Raw genomic sequence first — 15,947 nt, 5'->3', positions numbered from 1 at the left:
GCCGAGGTCGCATCCCGGGTACGCCGCTGGGCTGAGCGTGGGACGATCAGGGCAGCGCCTTGGTGAGGGGAGTGAACGTGACCACGGCCACCGATCAGCCGCACCTCGCCGGGCCGTTGTCGGCCGCGGTGGCCAACCTGTGCACGCGCCTCCAACCGCAGGTGTCCGCGCGCACCGCGGCGGGGTTCCGCGAGGTGCTCCGGCGGCTGTCCGCCCCGTTGCAGGTGGCCGTCGCCGGCCGGATCAAGTCGGGCAAGTCCACTCTGGTCAACGCCCTGATCGGCCGCCGGGTCGCGCCAACCGACGTGGGCGAGTGCACACGCCTGGTCACCCGGTTCCAGTACGGGACGGTCGACCGGGTCGAGCTGGTCTTCCTCGACGGGCGCAAGCAGGTACTGCCGTTCGACGCGACCGGGATGATCCCCGGCGACCTCGACGTCGACTTCGACCAGGTCTCCCACCTCGAGGCGTACCTCACCAACGCCGTGCTCCGCGACCTCACCGTGATCGACACCCCGGGCCTCGGCTCGCTGGACGCGGCCTCGGTCAGGCGCACCGAGCAGCTGCTGGGTGCGGCCAAGCACCGCAAGCCCGACGAGGACGACGACGAGGCCGGCGGGAACGGAGCCGACGGCGGCGACGAGCTGGACCCGACCTCCCGCAACGCCGTGGCCGGTGCCGAGGCCGTGCTCTACGTCGTGACCCAGGGCGTGCGCGCCGACGACCAGCAGGCGCTCGCCGCGTTCACCGCCGCCACCGCGAGCCGCGAGGCGGGACCGGTCAACGCGATCGCCGTGTTGAACAAGGCCGACACGATCGCGCCGGAGTCGGTCACCGGCGCGGACGGCGACGTGTGGAAGGCCGCGAGCCTGCTGGCCGAGAAGCAGGCCCAGACGCTGCGGCCGCGCGTCGCCGACGTGATCCCGGTGATCGGCCTGCTGGCGGAGTCGGCGGAGTCCGGCGGGTTCACCTCCGCGGACGCGGACGCGCTGCGCTCGTTGTCCAAACTGGACGACGCGACCTGGGAGACGATGCTGCTGTCCGCGGACATCTTCACCACCTGGGACTGCGAGGTGCCGCCCGGGACCCGCGCGCGGCTGCTGGAGAAGCTCGACCTCTACGGCGTCCGCTGCGCCGTCGACGCGCTGCGTGCGGACCCCGAGCTGACCGCGGGCGCGTTGCGGCGGACGCTGCTCAACGCCTCCGGGCTCGCCGGGGTGCGCAGCCGGCTCGACGCGGTGTTCCGCGCCAGGGCCGACGGCATCAAGGCCGCCGCCGCGCTCGCGTCGGTCACCGCGCTCGCCCACGCCTCGGGCGACCCCGGCGAACGGCAACGCGTGCACGACGCGATCGAGGTGCTGCTGGCCAAGCCGGAGGCGCACCAGCTGCGCCTGCTCGAGGCGCTGACGCTGGTCACCTCCGGCGCGGTGGCGATGCCGGAGGACCTCGCCGAGGAGGTGCTGCGGGTCGGCAGCAGCGCGGACATCGGCGAGCAGCTCGGCATGAGGGGCCGTCCGGTCAAGGAGCTCTCGGCCTACGCGCTGGAACGGGCCGGCTGGTGGCGCTCCTTCGCCTCCTTCGGTGCGACGCCGGCGCAGAGCCGCGTCGCGCATGTGGTGCACCGCGCATATTTCCTCATCTGGCAACAACTTCGCGAGCAGGCGGGGTGAGTAGGACATGGCTTCCTGGTTCAGGCGCGGCAAGGACGAGACCGAGGACGGGTCGGAGTCGACGATCGAGGTGAAGGCCTCGGTGATCGCGGACGCGGCCCGTGGCGCCGGCGACCCGCCGAGCCCTCCGACCCCACCGAGCCCCCGGCCGACCGACGCCGGAGAGGCGCCCGCCGAGGGGCCACCGGAGGCAGGGCCCGCGGTGGACGGAGCGCTCGAGGCGGCACTCGCCGAGCGCCGCTCGCTGGTGCAGCTGTGCCTCTACGCGCTCGACCGCGCCCGCAGTGCCGGCGTCGCCGAGCGGATCGAGGAGGGCCTGGCCGGGGTCGGGGTGTCCGCGGTGCGGCCGGACGGCGTCCGGTTCGACCCGGCCCACCACGAGGCGGGCGGTACCGTCGCCACCGCCGACGACTCGCTGGACGGCCTCGTCGCGGAGACCGAGGTGGTCGGCTTCTCCGACCGGGGCGAGCTGCTCCGCGCACCCGTCGTCACTGTCTACAGCAAGGCAGGGCGATGAGCGCCCCGGCTCAGCCCATGTCCCTGCCCAAGCAGGTCGCCCAGGCCCGGGAGAAGCTGCTCACGCTGCTGCGCGAGAGCGACCCCGACGCGGCGCGGTGGGTCGAGGAGATCCGGGCCAAGCGCAGGGGGAAGCCGTCGGCGGTGGTCGTCGGCGAGACCAACCGGGGCAAGAGCTCGCTGGTCAACGCGCTGCTCGGGCAGCCGTCGCTGTCCCCGGTCGACGCCGACGTGGCGACGGCGACCTACCTGGTGTTCGGGCACGCGGAGAGCTGGCAGGCCCGCGCCTGCTACCCCGGCCAGCTCGCGCCGGTGCCGGTGGAGCTCGCCGAGCTGAACCACTGGGTCTCCGCGTCGCACCAGCTGCCCGCCGGCGAGCTCCCGCCGCGGTACGTCGAGGTCGACGGTCCGCTCGAGCTGCTGGACAAGATGACCCTTGTGGACACCCCAGGGGTGGGCGGGCTGGACTCGGTGCACGGCGAGCTCGCCGCCGAGGCTGCCTCCTCGGCGACCGCGCTCCTGTTCGTGGTGGACGCCTCGGCACCGTTCACGTTGGGAGAGCTCAACTTTCTCGCCAACATCGGCGAGCGTGTGGAGACCGTGGTGTTCGCTCTGTCCAAAGTGGATGCCTACCGCGGTTGGCGTCAGGTGCTGGAGTCCGACCAGGCGCTGCTCGCCGAGTACGCGCCCCGCTTCGCCGGCGCGCGGTTCTACCCGGTCTCCGCGCGCATGTACGAGATGGCCGGCAAGGCACCGAGCGCGGAGGCCGCGGCCATGCTGGAGGAGCGCTCGGGCGTCGTGGAGCTGCGCACCGCGCTGACCGACCTGCTGGTCGGCCGGTCGGTGATGCTGGGTGAGGCCAACACCCTGCGTGCGCTGTCCAGCGCCCTCGGCACGCTCGGGGTCAAGCTGGACAACGAGCGCCGCGCCCTGTCGACAGGCGAGGAGGAGGCCGAGTCACTGCGGGCGCGCAAGGACGAGCTGACCACCGAGCGCCGCTCGTCCACCAAGGGCTGGCAGGTGCGGATGCGCAGCGAGATCCAGCGCACCCGGGTGGAGAACAACCACGAGGTCGCCCGCCAGATGCGCGACGTCCAGTCCTGGTTCCGGCAGGCCATCGACGCAGCCGACAAGGACCGGCTGCGCGAGCTCCCCGCCCAGGTGGACGCGGCGCTGCAGATGGTCTCCGGCCGGATCAGCATGTCGGTGTCCTACCGACTCAACCAGGTCACCGAGACCGTGCTCGGTGAGCTGTTCCGGCCGGACGAGCTGGAGGTCATCCGCGGCCAGTTCGCCAGGGCCGGCGGGTCGCCGATCATCGTGCGGCCGGCGGACAAGCGCCCACCCACGGCCGAGGACAAGCTGCTGGTGTTCATGGGGGTCACCGGTGGGTTCAGCGCGGGCAAGATGGCGCTGCTGCCGCTCGCCGGCGCCGTCGCCGCCCCCATCCTGCTGGTCCCGACGATCATGATCGGGCTCGGCGCGGGGTGGTGGCTGGCCAAGACGCGCCGCCACACCGCGGACAAGCAGCACATGAAGCAGTGGCTGTCCGAGTCGATCGCCGACGCCCGCTCCACCCTCGACCAGCTGGTGGCCGAGCAGCTGATCGAGGCCGAGTCCCAGCTCGCCCTCGCGCTCGACGAGGCCCTCGGCAAGCGGATCACCGGCATCGAGGAAGAGCTACGCGAGGTCGACAAGGCGTTACGGCTTGACACGGCCGAGCGCTCCAAGCGGCTGGCCGTGGTAGACAAGCGCCTGGCAGAGGTGAGCTCGGGCCGCGAGCGGGCGGAGAAGCTGCTGGCCAGCATCCGGTCGGTTCGCGACCGCGCCTGAGAAACGCGGAACCGGCGGAGCCCGTCGACAGTCATACCCGCGCACAACGCACCAGAGACCGCGAAAGAGGGGGCGACCCGTGTACGTGGACGACGACACGACCACCGAGGACACCACCGCGACCGAGACCGACGCGGGGCAGGACGCGCTCACTGTCGAGGTCGATGGTGAGGAGTACTCGGTCGAGGAGAACTACGACATGGACGGCGACGGCCAGAACGACACCGCCGTGGTCCAGACCGAGGACGGCAGCTTCGTGGCGTTCGCGGACACCGACAGCGACGGCACGGCCGACGTCGCGGTGCAGTACGACAGCGAGGGCAACGTCGTGGCGGGGGCCGAGTACGACGAGTCCACCGGTGAGTGGCGGGACGAGAGCGTCGAGACCCTGCCCACCCCGAGCGGCGACGGTGCGGACGACGCGACCGGTGGTGGCGACACGGGAACCGACACCGGCTCGGACACGGACACCGGCACTGACACCGGAACTGACACGGGCACCGACGCCGGTGTCGACACCACGGGCACGGACACGACGGGCACGGACACCACGGGCACGGACACCAGCGGCACCGACACCAGCGGCGAGAGCATCTCGGTCGACGTCCCCGGCGAGGACATCAACGCCGGGCCGGCCACCTACGACACCGACGGCGACGGCCAGAACGACACCGCGGTCGTCACCGACTCGGACGGCACCACCTACGCCTTCACCGACGTCGACGGCGACGGCGAGGCCGATGTCGCCGTCAAGATGGAGCAGGACGGCACCGTGACGGTTGCCGAGCACACCGGTGAGGACGAGTGGACCGTCACCGAGGAAGGCACCCTCGGCACCGACGGCACCTACGCCCCCGAGGCTTCCAGCGGCTCGGACGCCGTGTGGGCAGAGCGCTGATCAGATCGCTTATGCCTGGGTGAAAACACCCGTCAGAACGATCCCGGCAGCCTTCGGGTGCCGGGATCGTCGTTTTCCAGCCACCGTAAATCTTGTTCAGGGCGCTGTCGAGTGCCGAAGAACACGCAGGCCAGAGCGCATCGACTCGTACATCTGAGTGCTGAATCGATTCCCGAATCGGTCTTGTGAGCCACCAGACAGGCTTGAAACCGGTTAGACGCCGAACATCTGGTTAACCTCACTACATCCCCAATGCGGCAAACCCGTCCGAGCCTCGGGCGGGGGCTTTGCCGTTTCATGCAGGACGCCGACGTCCGGCGCGACAGCGCATGGGACAACGGGGTCCTGTTTGGCTTTCGGCGTCAGTCAGGAGACGAAGCGAGATGACGGCAGTGGCAATCCCGGGTGTGGACAACGCACCGACGACGCACCAGCAGCTTCTGTCTTGGGTTCGTGAGGTGGCTGAGCTGACCACGCCGGACGAGGTGGTCTGGGTCGACGGCTCCGACGAGGAATGGACCCGCCTGACCGACCGGCTCGTCGAGACCGGCACCCTCACGCGCCTGGCGAAGAAGCCGAACTCGTTCTGGGCCGCCTCGGACCCGGACGACGTGGCCAGGGTCGAGGAGCGGACCTTCATCTGCTCGGTCGACGCCGCCGACGCCGGTCCGACGAACAACTGGGTGGACCCGGCGGAGATGAAGGCGACCATGACCGAGCTCTACCGGGGCTGCATGCGTGGTCGCACGATGTACGTGATCCCGTTCTGCATGGGGCCGCTGTCGGCGGAGAAGCCGATGCTGGGCGTCGAGATCACCGACTCCGCCTACGTCGTGACCTCGATGAAGATCATGACGCGGATGGGCACCGGCGTGCTGGAGAAGTTCTTCGACGCGGAGGGCAACGAGCGCGACTTCGTGCCGGCCCTGCACTCGGTCGGGGCGCCGCTGGAGCCGGGTGAGCAGGACGTTCCGTGGCCGTGCAGCGACACCAAGTACATCTCGCACTTCCCGGAGACGCGGGAGATCTGGAGCTACGGTTCCGGCTACGGCGGCAACGCCCTGCTCGGCAAGAAGTGCTACTCGCTGCGCATCGCCTCGACCATCGGCCGCGACGAGGGCTGGCTGGCCGAGCACATGCTGATCCTCAAGCTGATCTCGCCCGAGCAGAAGGTGTACTACGTCGCCGCCGCCTTCCCGAGCGCCTGCGGCAAGACCAACCTCGCGATGCTCGAGCCGACCATCCCCGGCTGGAAGGTCGAGACGCTCGGCGACGACATCGCCTGGATGCGCTTCGGTGAGGACGGCCGGCTCTACGCGGTGAACCCGGAGGCCGGGTTCTTCGGCGTGGCGCCGGGAACCGACTACCACACCAACCCGAACGCGATGCGCACGATCGAGCGGGGCAACTCGCTGTTCACCAACGTCGCCCTGACCGACGACGGTGACATCTGGTGGGAGGGCATGGGGGAGCCGCCGGCCCACCTGACCTCGTGGAAGAAGCGGGACTGGACCCCGGACAGCGACGAGCCGTCCTCGCACCCGAACTCGCGGTACTGCACGCCGATGGCGCAGTGCCCGATCCTCGCCCCGGAGTGGGACGACCCGAAGGGCGTGCCGATCTCGGCGATCTTCTTCGGTGGGCGCCGGGCCACGACGATCCCGCTGATCACCGAGTCCCGCGACTGGCAGCACGGCACGTTCATGGGCGCCACGCTCTCCTCGGAGACCACGGCCGCGGCCAAGGGCAAGGTCGGTGTGGTGCGCCGGGACCCGATGGCCATGCTGCCGTTCATCGGCTACCACGTTGGTGACTACTTCCAGCACTGGATCGACACCGGCAAGCGGGCCGACGCCACGAAGCTGCCGAAGATCTTCTACGTCAACTGGTTCCGCAGGGGCGAGGACAAGCGCTTCCTGTGGCCCGGGTTCGGGGAGAACTCCCGCGTGCTGAAGTGGGCGGTCGAGCGGATCGAGGGCACCGCGGCCGCCCAGGAGACCCCGATCGGCTACGTGCCCACCGCCGACGACCTCGACCTGGCGGAGCTGGACGCCGCCCGCGAGGACATCGAGGCCGCGCTCGAGGTCGACGTCGAGGAGTGGCGGGCCGAGGTGCCGATGATCGAGGAGTGGTTCGACACGATTGGCGAGAAGCTCCCGACCCTGCTCCGCGAGGAGCTGGAGGTGCTCAAGCAGCGGCTCGGCTGAGCCAGCCGGCCGAAGCGGCGGGGGCCACCGGACCGGGTGGCCCCCGCCGCTGCGTTCTGCGTCATCGATCGCCTCAGGGTGGCCATGAGTGGCCGCCAGCGGAGCTGTCCACCGGAGTTGTCCCCAGGCTGTGGATGAAGCTGTGCACAGCCTGTGGAGCTCGCTGCCCGCCGCAGACCGACGTCACGTCGCCGTCCGACCCTCCCCGTCCGGCGATCGGGCCGGGACGTCAGGTTTGTCCACAGTGGTATGTGGACAGCGACCCGCGCAGTGCTCGAGCCGGTCGAGCAGGAACCTCCTGGCCGGTGCGGAACAGGGCTTGCCGAGGGCCTCGCGGTAGTACCGGGCGGCGAGGTCGGGACGGCCGGCGCGCAGCCAGAGCGCCCCGAGCGCGGCGGGCAGCAGGTGGTAGTCCCGCAGCGCCGGCTCCTCACGGAGCCGGTCGAGCTCGGCGGCGGCGGTCGCGGTGGCAGCCGGGCCCAGCGCCATGGCCGAGGCAATGGCCCGGTTCAGGGCGGCGACCGGCGAGTAGCGCGTCGCGAGCAGGTCGTCGTAGAGCGCGACGACCCGTGCCCAGTCCGTGCCCTCGATGTCGGGCGCCATCGCGTGGCACAGCGCGATAGCGGCCTCCACGTGGTAGGTGGACCGCTCCTCGCCGACACAGGAACTGGCGAACACCCGGACGCCCTCGGTGATCATCGCCTGATCCCAGCGCCCCCTGTCCTGGTCGGCGAGCAGGCGCAGGTCACCGTCCTCGTCGGTGCGTGCGGCGAGCCGGCTCGCCTGCAGCAGCATCAGCGCCAGCAGGGCACGGACCCTGGGGAGGTCGGTCCTCGGGTCCCGGCACAGCAGCCGGGTCAGCCGGATCGCCTCGGCACACAGCTCGCCGCGTACCGCGGACTCCCCGACCGCCGCGTCGTACCCCGCGTCGAACAGCAGGTACAGCACGGTCAGCACGCTGTCCACCCGGGAACCGAGCTCGTCGACGCCGGGGACCTCGATCGCCTCCGCGTGGTCCCGCAGCCACCGCTTCGCCCGCACCAACCGCTGGGCCACCGCCGCCGGCCGGGTGAGCAGGGCGGCGGCTACCTCGTCCACGCCCAGGCCGCCCACCGTCCGCAGGGTCAGCGCCACCTGGGAGGCCAGCGGCAATCCCGGGTGGCAGCAGAGGAACACCATGGCCAGCTCGTCGTCGGCCAGCTCGGCGGGCTCGTCCCGGCCGGCCGGCCGGTCCTCGACCAGCAGGGGCAGCTTGGCGCGCACGACCTCGTCGTGGCGCACCAGGTCGAGGGCGGTGTTGCGGGCGACCTGGTAGAGCCAGCCCAGCGGGTTGTCCGGGACGCCGGTGAACGGCCAGCGCCGCAGCGCCCGCAGCAGGGCCTCCTGGACCGCCTCCTCGACGAGGTCGATGCGGGCCGGACCGAGCGCCCTGGCCAGGGTCGAGGTCAGCCGCCCGGCGCTGTGCCGGAAGAGCCGCTCGACGACCTGGCCCGGGCCTTCCCCCTCGGCCGTCAGGGCTCGCACCCCTGCTCACCGATCTTGCGCACCTCGATGACGCCGAAGTCGAGGTGTGGATGGCTGGAGAAGAGCTTCTCCGCCTCGTCGAGGTCGGCGGCCTCCAGGGTGATGAAACCGCCGAGGATCTCGGTGCCCTCGACGAACGGCCCGTCGGTGACGCCGAGCCCTCCGCCGTTGCGCGGCAGCACTCGACCGCCGCGGGACAGTCCGCCGCCCCCGGTCGTGTTGCCGGTGCGGTCCAGGTCGTCGCTCCAGGCCAGGTATCGCTCGAGGGTGCGCTGCGCCTCGTCGGGGCTCAGCTGGCTCTGCGCCTCGTCACCGCCGCGCAGGAAGCCGACGTACTTCGGCATGCTCTCCTCCTTGGTGTCCATCGTCGTCGGACTCTCCCTAGACGGCCAGGCCCCTCGGAAATCGACACGCGTTACCGTGGTTTCGTGGCGGACGAGGTAAGCAGGTTTCCGGTGGTCGGGCTCGAGGACCTCCCCGAGGACCTGCGGCGACGTGTCGCGGCGGTGGCGGACAAGTCGGGTTTCGTGCCCAACGTCTTCCTCGCGCTCGGGCACCGGCCGGCCGAGCTGCGGGCGTTCATGGACTACCACGACGCGGTCATGGAGCGGGAGTCCGGCCTGTCCAGGGCGGAGCGCGAGCTGGTCGTGGTGGCCACCTCCGGAGCCAACAGCTGTACCTACTGCGTGGTGGCCCACGGGGCGATCCTGCGGATCCGGGCCAAGGACCCGCAGCTCGCCGACCGCGTGGCCACGAACCCGTGGACGGTCGAGCTGACCGACCGGCAGCGCGCGATCGTCGACCTGGCCCTGGCGCTCGCCGTCGACCCGTCCACGTTCACCTCCGAGGACCTGGACAACGCCCGGTACGGCGGGCTCACCGAGGAGGAGATCTGGGACGTCGGTGCGATCACCGCGCTGTTCGCCCTGTCCAACCGCATCGCGCACCTGACGTCGCTGCGGCCCAACGACGAGTTCTACCTGATGGGGCGGCTACCGCGAGGTTAGGTCCAGGCTCCAGGTCTGGCCGGTGAGCCGGTGTCCGAAGTGCTCCGCGGTGTCCTCCTGGACGAGGGTGAACCCCGCCCGCTGGTAGATGCGGCGTGCGGGCGCGAGCACCGACACCGTCCACAGGCGCATCGTCTGGTAGCCGACCTCCCGGGCGAACCGGATGCACTCCTCGACGAGCATGGTTCCGATGCCCGCTCCTCGCGCGCTCGCCTCCACGTGCAGCAGTCGGAGTCGTGCCGTGGTGTCGTCGTCGCGCATGCAGAAGATCGCACCGACGCGTTCACCGTGCAGCTCGGCGATCCACGCCCGTTCGCGAGCGGGGTCGTGCTTGTCGAGGTAGTCCGCCACGATGCGGGCGGCGAGGGCCTCATAGGAGGAGTCCCAGCCGTGCTCGGTGGCGTAGGAGGCGCCGTTGCGCTGGACGACCCAGCCGAAGTCCCCGGGCTCGGGGGCGCGCAGCCGGACCCGAGGTCCGGCCTCGGCCTCGGCCAGCCGTTGCCGGATCATGTCCATGGCCTCGACGAGCTGGCGCTGCTCGTCGTCGGTGAGTCGGGAGAGCAGGTCCCGGATCTGGCGCGCGGACTTCTCGTCCAGCACTCGCACGCCCTCCCGGCCCTGCTCGGAGAGCCGGATGACCTGTCGTCGGGCGTCGGCGGAGGAACGCTCGCGCCGGAGCAGGCCGCTGTCCTCGAACCGGGCGAGCAGCCGGCTCAGGTACCCCGCGTCCAGTCCGGTCAGCCGGCGGAGCTCGGCGACCTCGGTGGCGTCCCGCTGACCCAGCTCGAACAGGATCCTTGCCTCTGTCAATGAATAGCTCGTGTCGAGTAGATGTTCGTTCAGTACGCCGAGGAACTTCGTGTAGCTCCTGCTAAACGCTCGAACAGCGGCGACCCGATCATCGGGGACAGTGTTGGCCATCGCGACACCCATCGTTTCCCGTGAAACAATTACTTGACGGTGTCAACCTTATCAGTGGCGATGGGTGTTGTCCGGCTGCCTCGGGTCCCCCGGGTGCTCGAACCCCTCGACCAACGTGACCCGATCGGCCAGCCGCCGGTCCAACCAGGCGGTGAACGCCCGCCGCCGGGCGCCCAGCAGCAGCCGCCGCCCGATCTCCGCCCCGGCCTCGTCGAGCCCTCGAACCCGCGCCGGCCGGACCTCGAGCACCAGCACCGTGTGCCGCCCGATCGCGTCCGACAGCGGTCCGACGGTCTCTCCAGGCGCCGCGGCGAAGACCGCCTCCCCCAGCGCCCCGCTCAGCTCCCCCCGACGCACCACCCGAGCCGGCCGGCTGTCGAGCGGGACGTCTCCCAGCGCGTGCCGCACCACCCGCCGTTCGGGCTCGCGGAACGCCTCGGGGTTGGCGGCCCAGTAACGGGCCACGTCCTCTTCGCTCACCGCGACGTCAGCGGTGATCGCCGCGAAGACCTTGCGTGCCAAGGGGTATCGGGTCAACACGTCGGCCGCGACGCTGCCGAGGCCAAGCAGGGCGGCGCTGTCGGGAGCCAGCGCGGCAAGCGCGGGCGGCCGCTCGGCGTACAACATCCGAGCGGCCGCCTCCTCCCGCACCACCCGCTCGGTCACCAGCACCTGGACCAGCCACCGCCGCAGCTGTCGCCCCTCACTCGTCCCGGCCCGGGGCAACACGGCGGCGATCGGCCCGTCGCGCAGCTCGGCCTCCCGCCGCTCCACCTCCGCGAGCCCCACGGGTGCCCGTCCCACCCAGGCCACCACGTCCTCAGCGGCCCGAAGATGTCGGTGCCGCCCGCTACCCTGGTGATCGGGGGCCGGAGGCCACCCCCTCACGGCAGCCACTCCCCGCCGCCCGCCCGAAAATGTCGGCCCCCCTCGCTAGCCTGGTGACCGGGGGCCGGAGGCCGCCCTCTCCCGAAAATGTCCGCCCTCCCCGCTACCGTGGTGACCGGGGGCCGGAGGCCAACCCTCATCCCAACACCTCCAACGGCACCGCCGGCGAGTACAGCAGCTTTCCCGCCCCGGCGACCCGCACCAGCGCCCACCACCGCCCGGCCGGCCTCCCCACCGCCGGCGCGATGTCGAAACCGACCTCGACCTCGCCCTCCGCCGGCACCTCTGCCCCCACCAGCCGCGGGCCGGCCAGGTCCCAGGTTCCCCACGGGCTCACCAACGCCGCCTCCAGCGCGATCGCCGCCCCGGCCGTCGAGGCGACCCGCACCGCGAGCCGTGCCGTCTCGCCCGCCCGCACCCGCACCGGTTCCGGCCCGCCGAGCAGTCGGAGCAGCTCCTCCCCAGTCGGCGCCCCGACGTTCACGAGCGCCACGTCCTCCACCACCTGCCGCCAACTCGCCGGCAGCTCGTCCCCGGCCGGCGACACCGCGGCCCGAACCGGGTACCGCCCCGCCCGAGTGCCCGGCGGCGCGGTGACCGTCACGGTTGTCGCGAGGTGCCCACCGGGCGGCAGTCCGAACGGGACCTCGTCCGGATCCGCACGCCACCCCCGCGGCAGGGCGAACCGGACGACTCCCGGCAGGTCCACGTCGGTGCTGTCGGAGGCCACGGTCAGCTCGAGGGTCGCCTCCGGCCCGTCGACGGCAGCCGGATGCAGGTGCACCGCGAGCGGCAGCCCGCCCAGCGGCGCCGGCCCCCGGTTGTGCAGCCAGTACTTCGCGAACAGCGGCTGCACGGGCTCTGCCTCGGTCCCGATCGCCGGACCGGTCACCGCAGCCACGGGCGGGGTGGCCCGGGCCAGCACGGTCACCGCGTCGCAGCCACCGACCTCGACCTCGAGCGAGGACAGCGGCTCGCGACGTTCCTCGAGCAGGTTGGCCACGGCGGCGTCGGCGAAGGTGACCACGTCGGAGTCGATCCGCGCGAGGACGGGCTCCCCGGTGTGGGCGACCAGCCGAACCGCGACCTCCGCGAGCGGGTCGGCGACCGCCGCCGAACCGCGGACCAGGGGGTTCCCGGCCGCCTTCACCGCCGCGACCCGCACCCGGTCGGCCGGCTCGACCCGCAGCAGCGACCCGGCGCAGGGCAGCGCGCTGCCGGCCTGCCCCGCCACTGCGTGCAGCGGACGGCTGAACTCGGCGCTGGTGGCGGCGATGCCCGCCGCGCGCCAGTCCCCGGAGCCCGCGGCGAGCGCGTACTCGAACTCGTGGGTCCAGTGCTGCAGCTGGAACCCGGACCCGTCCGGCACGGTCCGACGGGGAGGGTCGATCCACACCCCGGAGGGCCATCCGGTGCACGAGCGCAACAGCGACGCGTGCAGCGTTCCGCCCGAGTCGACGGCGAACCCAGGCAGCCCGCGGTTGACCAGTGCCACCGTGCGCTCTACATAGGACGGCTGAGCGGGGTCGCCGGCGCCGACCTCGATCACGTTGTCGGCGAGGTCGTCCACGAGGGACCGAACGGCCACCTCGAGCTCCGCACCGTCCTTCCCGGACACGACCAGCACTCCGAGCGCGCGGCAGTCCCGCAGGTCGGCGCTCGGCCGCCACACCTCGGTCAGCGGTTTCTCCGGGGCCACCCAGTAGGTCCCGCCCGCGTCGTCCAGCCCGCAGCGCGACAGCAGCTCCGCGGTGAACCCGTTGGCCTCGGGTCCACCCAGGGCGATGCGCACGTCGGGCAGGTTGGAGTCCACTCCCAGGTCGCCGTACCGCGCCCCGGCCGCGGTGGAGACGGTCGCGGTGACCCCGCACCGCGCGAGGGCCACCGCCAACGGCCGCGCCAGCGGAGCCGCGTCCGCCGTCGCGGGAACGATGATCTCCGCGACGCCGATCGGCCGCAGCGCCCCGTCCCCGAGCCTCAGCGCCGCGGCGGAGGAGAGCCCGAACCAGGTGTGCGCGGGATTGTCCAGCGTCCACGGGTGCACCGCGGAGTCGACGTCGATCAACCCGAAACCGCGCCCCACGACCGCGTTCCCGACCTCGCTGACCGGCAGCGCCCCCGGGACTGGGCAGGGCCAGCGCACCCGGAGCAGCTGGTCGGCGCCGGTGAACTCGTCCACCCTGGTCAGGCAGTCGACCCGGCCAACGCCGCGCCACAGCGTGATCGTCTGGGTGAAGCGCACCGGGCCGACGTTTCCGCGTACGGTGATCCGCTCCCCGATCGGACAGCGTTCCACCCGTACGTCCGCGGACGAGGCGGCGGAGGTCGTGACCGGCCCTCGGGGCAGCAGATGCCACGGTCCCTCGCTGAACCGCGGGTGCTGCGGGTACTCCTCGTACACGGCCAGCTCGTTGCCGACGCGTCCCTGCTCGACGAGCTCGTGCCCGTTGTCCAGCAGACTCGACACCCCGCCTCCGCGCTCCGGGTCGACGGTCACCCGGAACCGGTCGGAGTCGGCCGTGAGGCCCTCCACCGGAACCCACCCCCCCAGTTCTTCGCCGCCCGCGCGCAGCCGGTACGCCCGCCAACCCAACGCAGGCACGTCCGAGGCGAGGAAGGTGACCGAGCGCCCGCCGTGCTCGATCAGCGCCGGCAGCATAACCCCGGCGGCGTCCATGACCTCCACGCCGGACACCGCAGGTTCCAGAAGGACGGTGACCACATCCGTTCTGGAGTGGTTGAGCGAGTTCCACACCACCACCGGCACCCCGTCTCCGCCGGCCGGGGTGACCAGTCCCGACAGGACGGTGAGTGCCCGCTCCCGAACGTCGACGGCGAGGTCGTGGGCGTCGCGCCAGCTGGTGAGCAGGTCAAGGTAGACCTGGTCGGACTCGGACCCGGTTATCCCGTCATGGTGCGCGCCGTAGGCGAGCTGCACCCACGCCTTGGCGAGCGCGGCGTCCGGGTAGGGCGACCCACCGAGCAGCCGGGCGAACACCGCGTAGGCCTCGGCTTCGAGCACCGCCGTCTCAGCCGCCCGCTGCGCCTGCTTGGTGTCGATGTAGGACACGTCCTTGCCGGTGTAGATCGGGTTCATGTCGCGCGTCTGCGGCGAGGCCTGCTCGCCCCGCTCGGCGAGCCCGGTCCGAACCGCCGCGAAGAAGTCCCTCGGCAACGAGCACACGAACCGCGGCCACACGTACCGCTCGGCGAACCGCCGGTGCACCTGCGTGACCCACTTGTTCGGCGGCGTGTAGTCGCCGCCCACCGGCAGCAGAACCTCGCGCGTCGACGCGACCTGCTTCAGCTGGAGGAAGGTCGAGTAGGCGGCGGCACACGCGTCCTCGAGCCTGACCGCCGAGTCCATCGCCCACCCCGACCCGTAGTGGTCGGCCATGTAGGAGGTCAGCAGCCCCCGACCGGAGGGCGAGATCCACTCGAACTCACTGGTGAACTGCATCCGCCGCGGATCGCCCCGGCCGGCCTCGGTCACCTCCATCGGCCCCCACTGGTGGAACGGTCCCCGCGCCCACGAGCTGGAGGTCAGCCCGGCGTCGGCGGCCAGCCCGGGGAACGCGGGGTCGTGCCCGAACACGTCGAGCTGCCACGCCGTGGCCGGCGCCGCCCCGAGGACGTCCCGCTGGAAGCCCATCCCGTGCACCAGGTTGCGCACGGTGGTCTCCGGATCGGTGAGGTTGGTGTTGGGCTCGTTGTACGTGCCCCCCAACACCTCGATCCGCCCCTCGTGGATGAGTCGCCGCAACACCTCCCGATCCCCGGGAAAGGTGTCCCAGTACGGCTTCAGGTAGTCCACCTCGGCCAACACGAACCGGTACTCGGGCTCCGCGAGGGCGAGGTCGAGGTGCGCCCGCACCAGATCGAACCCGGCGAGCTGTCGAGCACCCCGCTGAGACCCCGGAAAGTCCAAGGTGTCCCACGCGACGGTGTAGGCGGCCTGCGTGTTCCACCAGACCGGGTCGTAGTGGAAGTGGCTGACCATGTGCATGGTCCACCCGGTCTCGGCCACCCGAAGCGTGAACTCCTCCTCCACCCGATCAGTCCCGGAAACCACCACGGCCCGAGCGGCCAACTCCCGCCCCACCGCGGCCCCACCGGTGTCGACCCCAACCTCAACCACCACCTCCCCCGCCACATCCACCTCAACCGGCGCAGGTGTGCTGACCCCTTCCCCCTCCACATGAACCCGAGCCGCCCCAGCCCCCGCAAACCCCACCCGAACCACCTGAAGCGGAGCCCCCACCGACCCAACGAACAACTCGGTCACGTCAACCACCACAGCGCCCATGCACGCACTGTGCTTGCCAGCTCACCCCCACACAACCATGCGCACAGAACTTGTCCACTCCACGCCAACCCACCCAGCCCAGTAAGGGCCGGTGAGGCGGCGCGGTGAGGCGGCGCGGTGAGGCGGCGCGGTGAGGCGGCGCGGTGAGGCGGCGCGGTGAGGCGGCGCAGCAAGAAG

Annotated in this window: 11 protein-coding genes; 6 read left to right on the top strand and 5 right to left on the bottom strand. The window is 71.6% G+C overall.

The genetic code is table 11. The annotated features are described in order from the left end of the window. Positions 1 to 77: 77 nt before the first annotated feature. From BU204_RS06740 to BU204_RS06720, 5 genes are all read left to right on the top strand, one after another. Positions 78 to 1,670 (top strand): dynamin family protein, encoded by a 1,593-nt coding sequence (locus BU204_RS06740; protein WP_075124824.1) that lies wholly within the window; start codon positions 78 to 80, stop codon positions 1,668 to 1,670. A gap of 7 nt (positions 1,671 to 1,677) precedes the next feature. After that, the gene (locus BU204_RS06735) at positions 1,678 to 2,187 is read left to right on the top strand and encodes a hypothetical protein (RefSeq protein WP_075124686.1); all 510 of its coding nucleotides are present in this window, start codon (positions 1,678 to 1,680) and stop codon (positions 2,185 to 2,187) included. After that, positions 2,184 to 4,019 carry a dynamin family protein gene (locus BU204_RS06730; RefSeq protein WP_075124685.1) on the top strand — a complete coding sequence of 612 codons (1,836 nt, stop codon included), beginning with the start codon at positions 2,184 to 2,186 and terminating at the stop codon, positions 4,017 to 4,019. Before BU204_RS06735 ends, BU204_RS06730 begins: the two co-directional genes overlap by 4 nt. Before the next feature lie 79 nt (positions 4,020 to 4,098). Continuing rightward, a complete protein-coding gene (locus BU204_RS06725; protein ID WP_075124684.1) occupies positions 4,099 to 4,917 on the top strand; it encodes a hypothetical protein in 819 nt (272 codons plus the stop codon). A gap of 383 nt (positions 4,918 to 5,300) precedes the next feature. Continuing rightward, positions 5,301 to 7,124, top strand: a complete 1,824-nt coding sequence (locus BU204_RS06720; RefSeq protein WP_075124683.1) for a phosphoenolpyruvate carboxykinase (GTP) — start codon at positions 5,301 to 5,303, stop codon at positions 7,122 to 7,124. A gap of 183 nt (positions 7,125 to 7,307) precedes the next feature. Here BU204_RS06720 and BU204_RS06715 read toward each other — a convergent pair whose 3' ends face one another. Together BU204_RS06715 and BU204_RS06710 are read right to left on the bottom strand one after the other, a co-directional pair. Then, complete coding sequence (locus BU204_RS06715; protein ID WP_075124682.1) at positions 7,308 to 8,648, bottom strand: RNA polymerase sigma factor; 1,341 nt, start codon at positions 8,646 to 8,648, stop codon at positions 7,308 to 7,310. After that, positions 8,636 to 8,992 (bottom strand): YciI family protein, encoded by a 357-nt coding sequence (locus BU204_RS06710; RefSeq protein ID WP_075124823.1) that lies wholly within the window; start codon positions 8,990 to 8,992, stop codon positions 8,636 to 8,638. The genes BU204_RS06715 and BU204_RS06710 overlap by 13 nt, the downstream gene beginning before the upstream one ends. 84 nt (positions 8,993 to 9,076) lie before the next feature. Between BU204_RS06710 and BU204_RS06705 the strand changes: the two genes are divergently transcribed. Further along, positions 9,077 to 9,655, top strand: coding sequence for a peroxidase-related enzyme (locus BU204_RS06705; protein ID WP_075124681.1), 579 nt, complete (start codon positions 9,077 to 9,079; stop codon positions 9,653 to 9,655). On the opposite strand, the gene BU204_RS06700 is transcribed toward BU204_RS06705, so the two are convergent. The 3 genes from BU204_RS06700 to BU204_RS06690 form a co-directional block, all read right to left on the bottom strand. After that, positions 9,641 to 10,576 (bottom strand): bifunctional helix-turn-helix transcriptional regulator/GNAT family N-acetyltransferase, encoded by a 936-nt coding sequence (locus BU204_RS06700; RefSeq protein WP_075124822.1) that lies wholly within the window; start codon positions 10,574 to 10,576, stop codon positions 9,641 to 9,643. The genes BU204_RS06705 and BU204_RS06700 overlap by 15 nt on opposite strands. A gap of 51 nt (positions 10,577 to 10,627) precedes the next feature. Further along, positions 10,628 to 11,380, bottom strand: coding sequence for a DUF7158 domain-containing protein (locus tag BU204_RS40625; protein ID WP_198942792.1), 753 nt, complete (start codon positions 11,378 to 11,380; stop codon positions 10,628 to 10,630). Between the two features lie 220 nt (positions 11,381 to 11,600). Next, positions 11,601 to 15,602: a glycoside hydrolase family 38 N-terminal domain-containing protein gene (locus BU204_RS06690; RefSeq protein ID WP_198942791.1), complete on the bottom strand. Its 4,002-nt coding sequence runs from the start codon at positions 15,600 to 15,602 to the stop codon at positions 11,601 to 11,603. Positions 15,603 to 15,947: the final 345 nt, after the last annotated feature.

The organism is Actinophytocola xanthii, assembly GCF_001921205.1.
In the GTDB taxonomy this organism is placed as follows: domain Bacteria; phylum Actinomycetota; class Actinomycetes; order Mycobacteriales; family Pseudonocardiaceae; genus Actinophytocola; species Actinophytocola xanthii.
The sequence above is the reverse complement of the archived record's forward strand: the minus strand, read 5'-3'. Positions and strand labels throughout refer to the sequence as shown.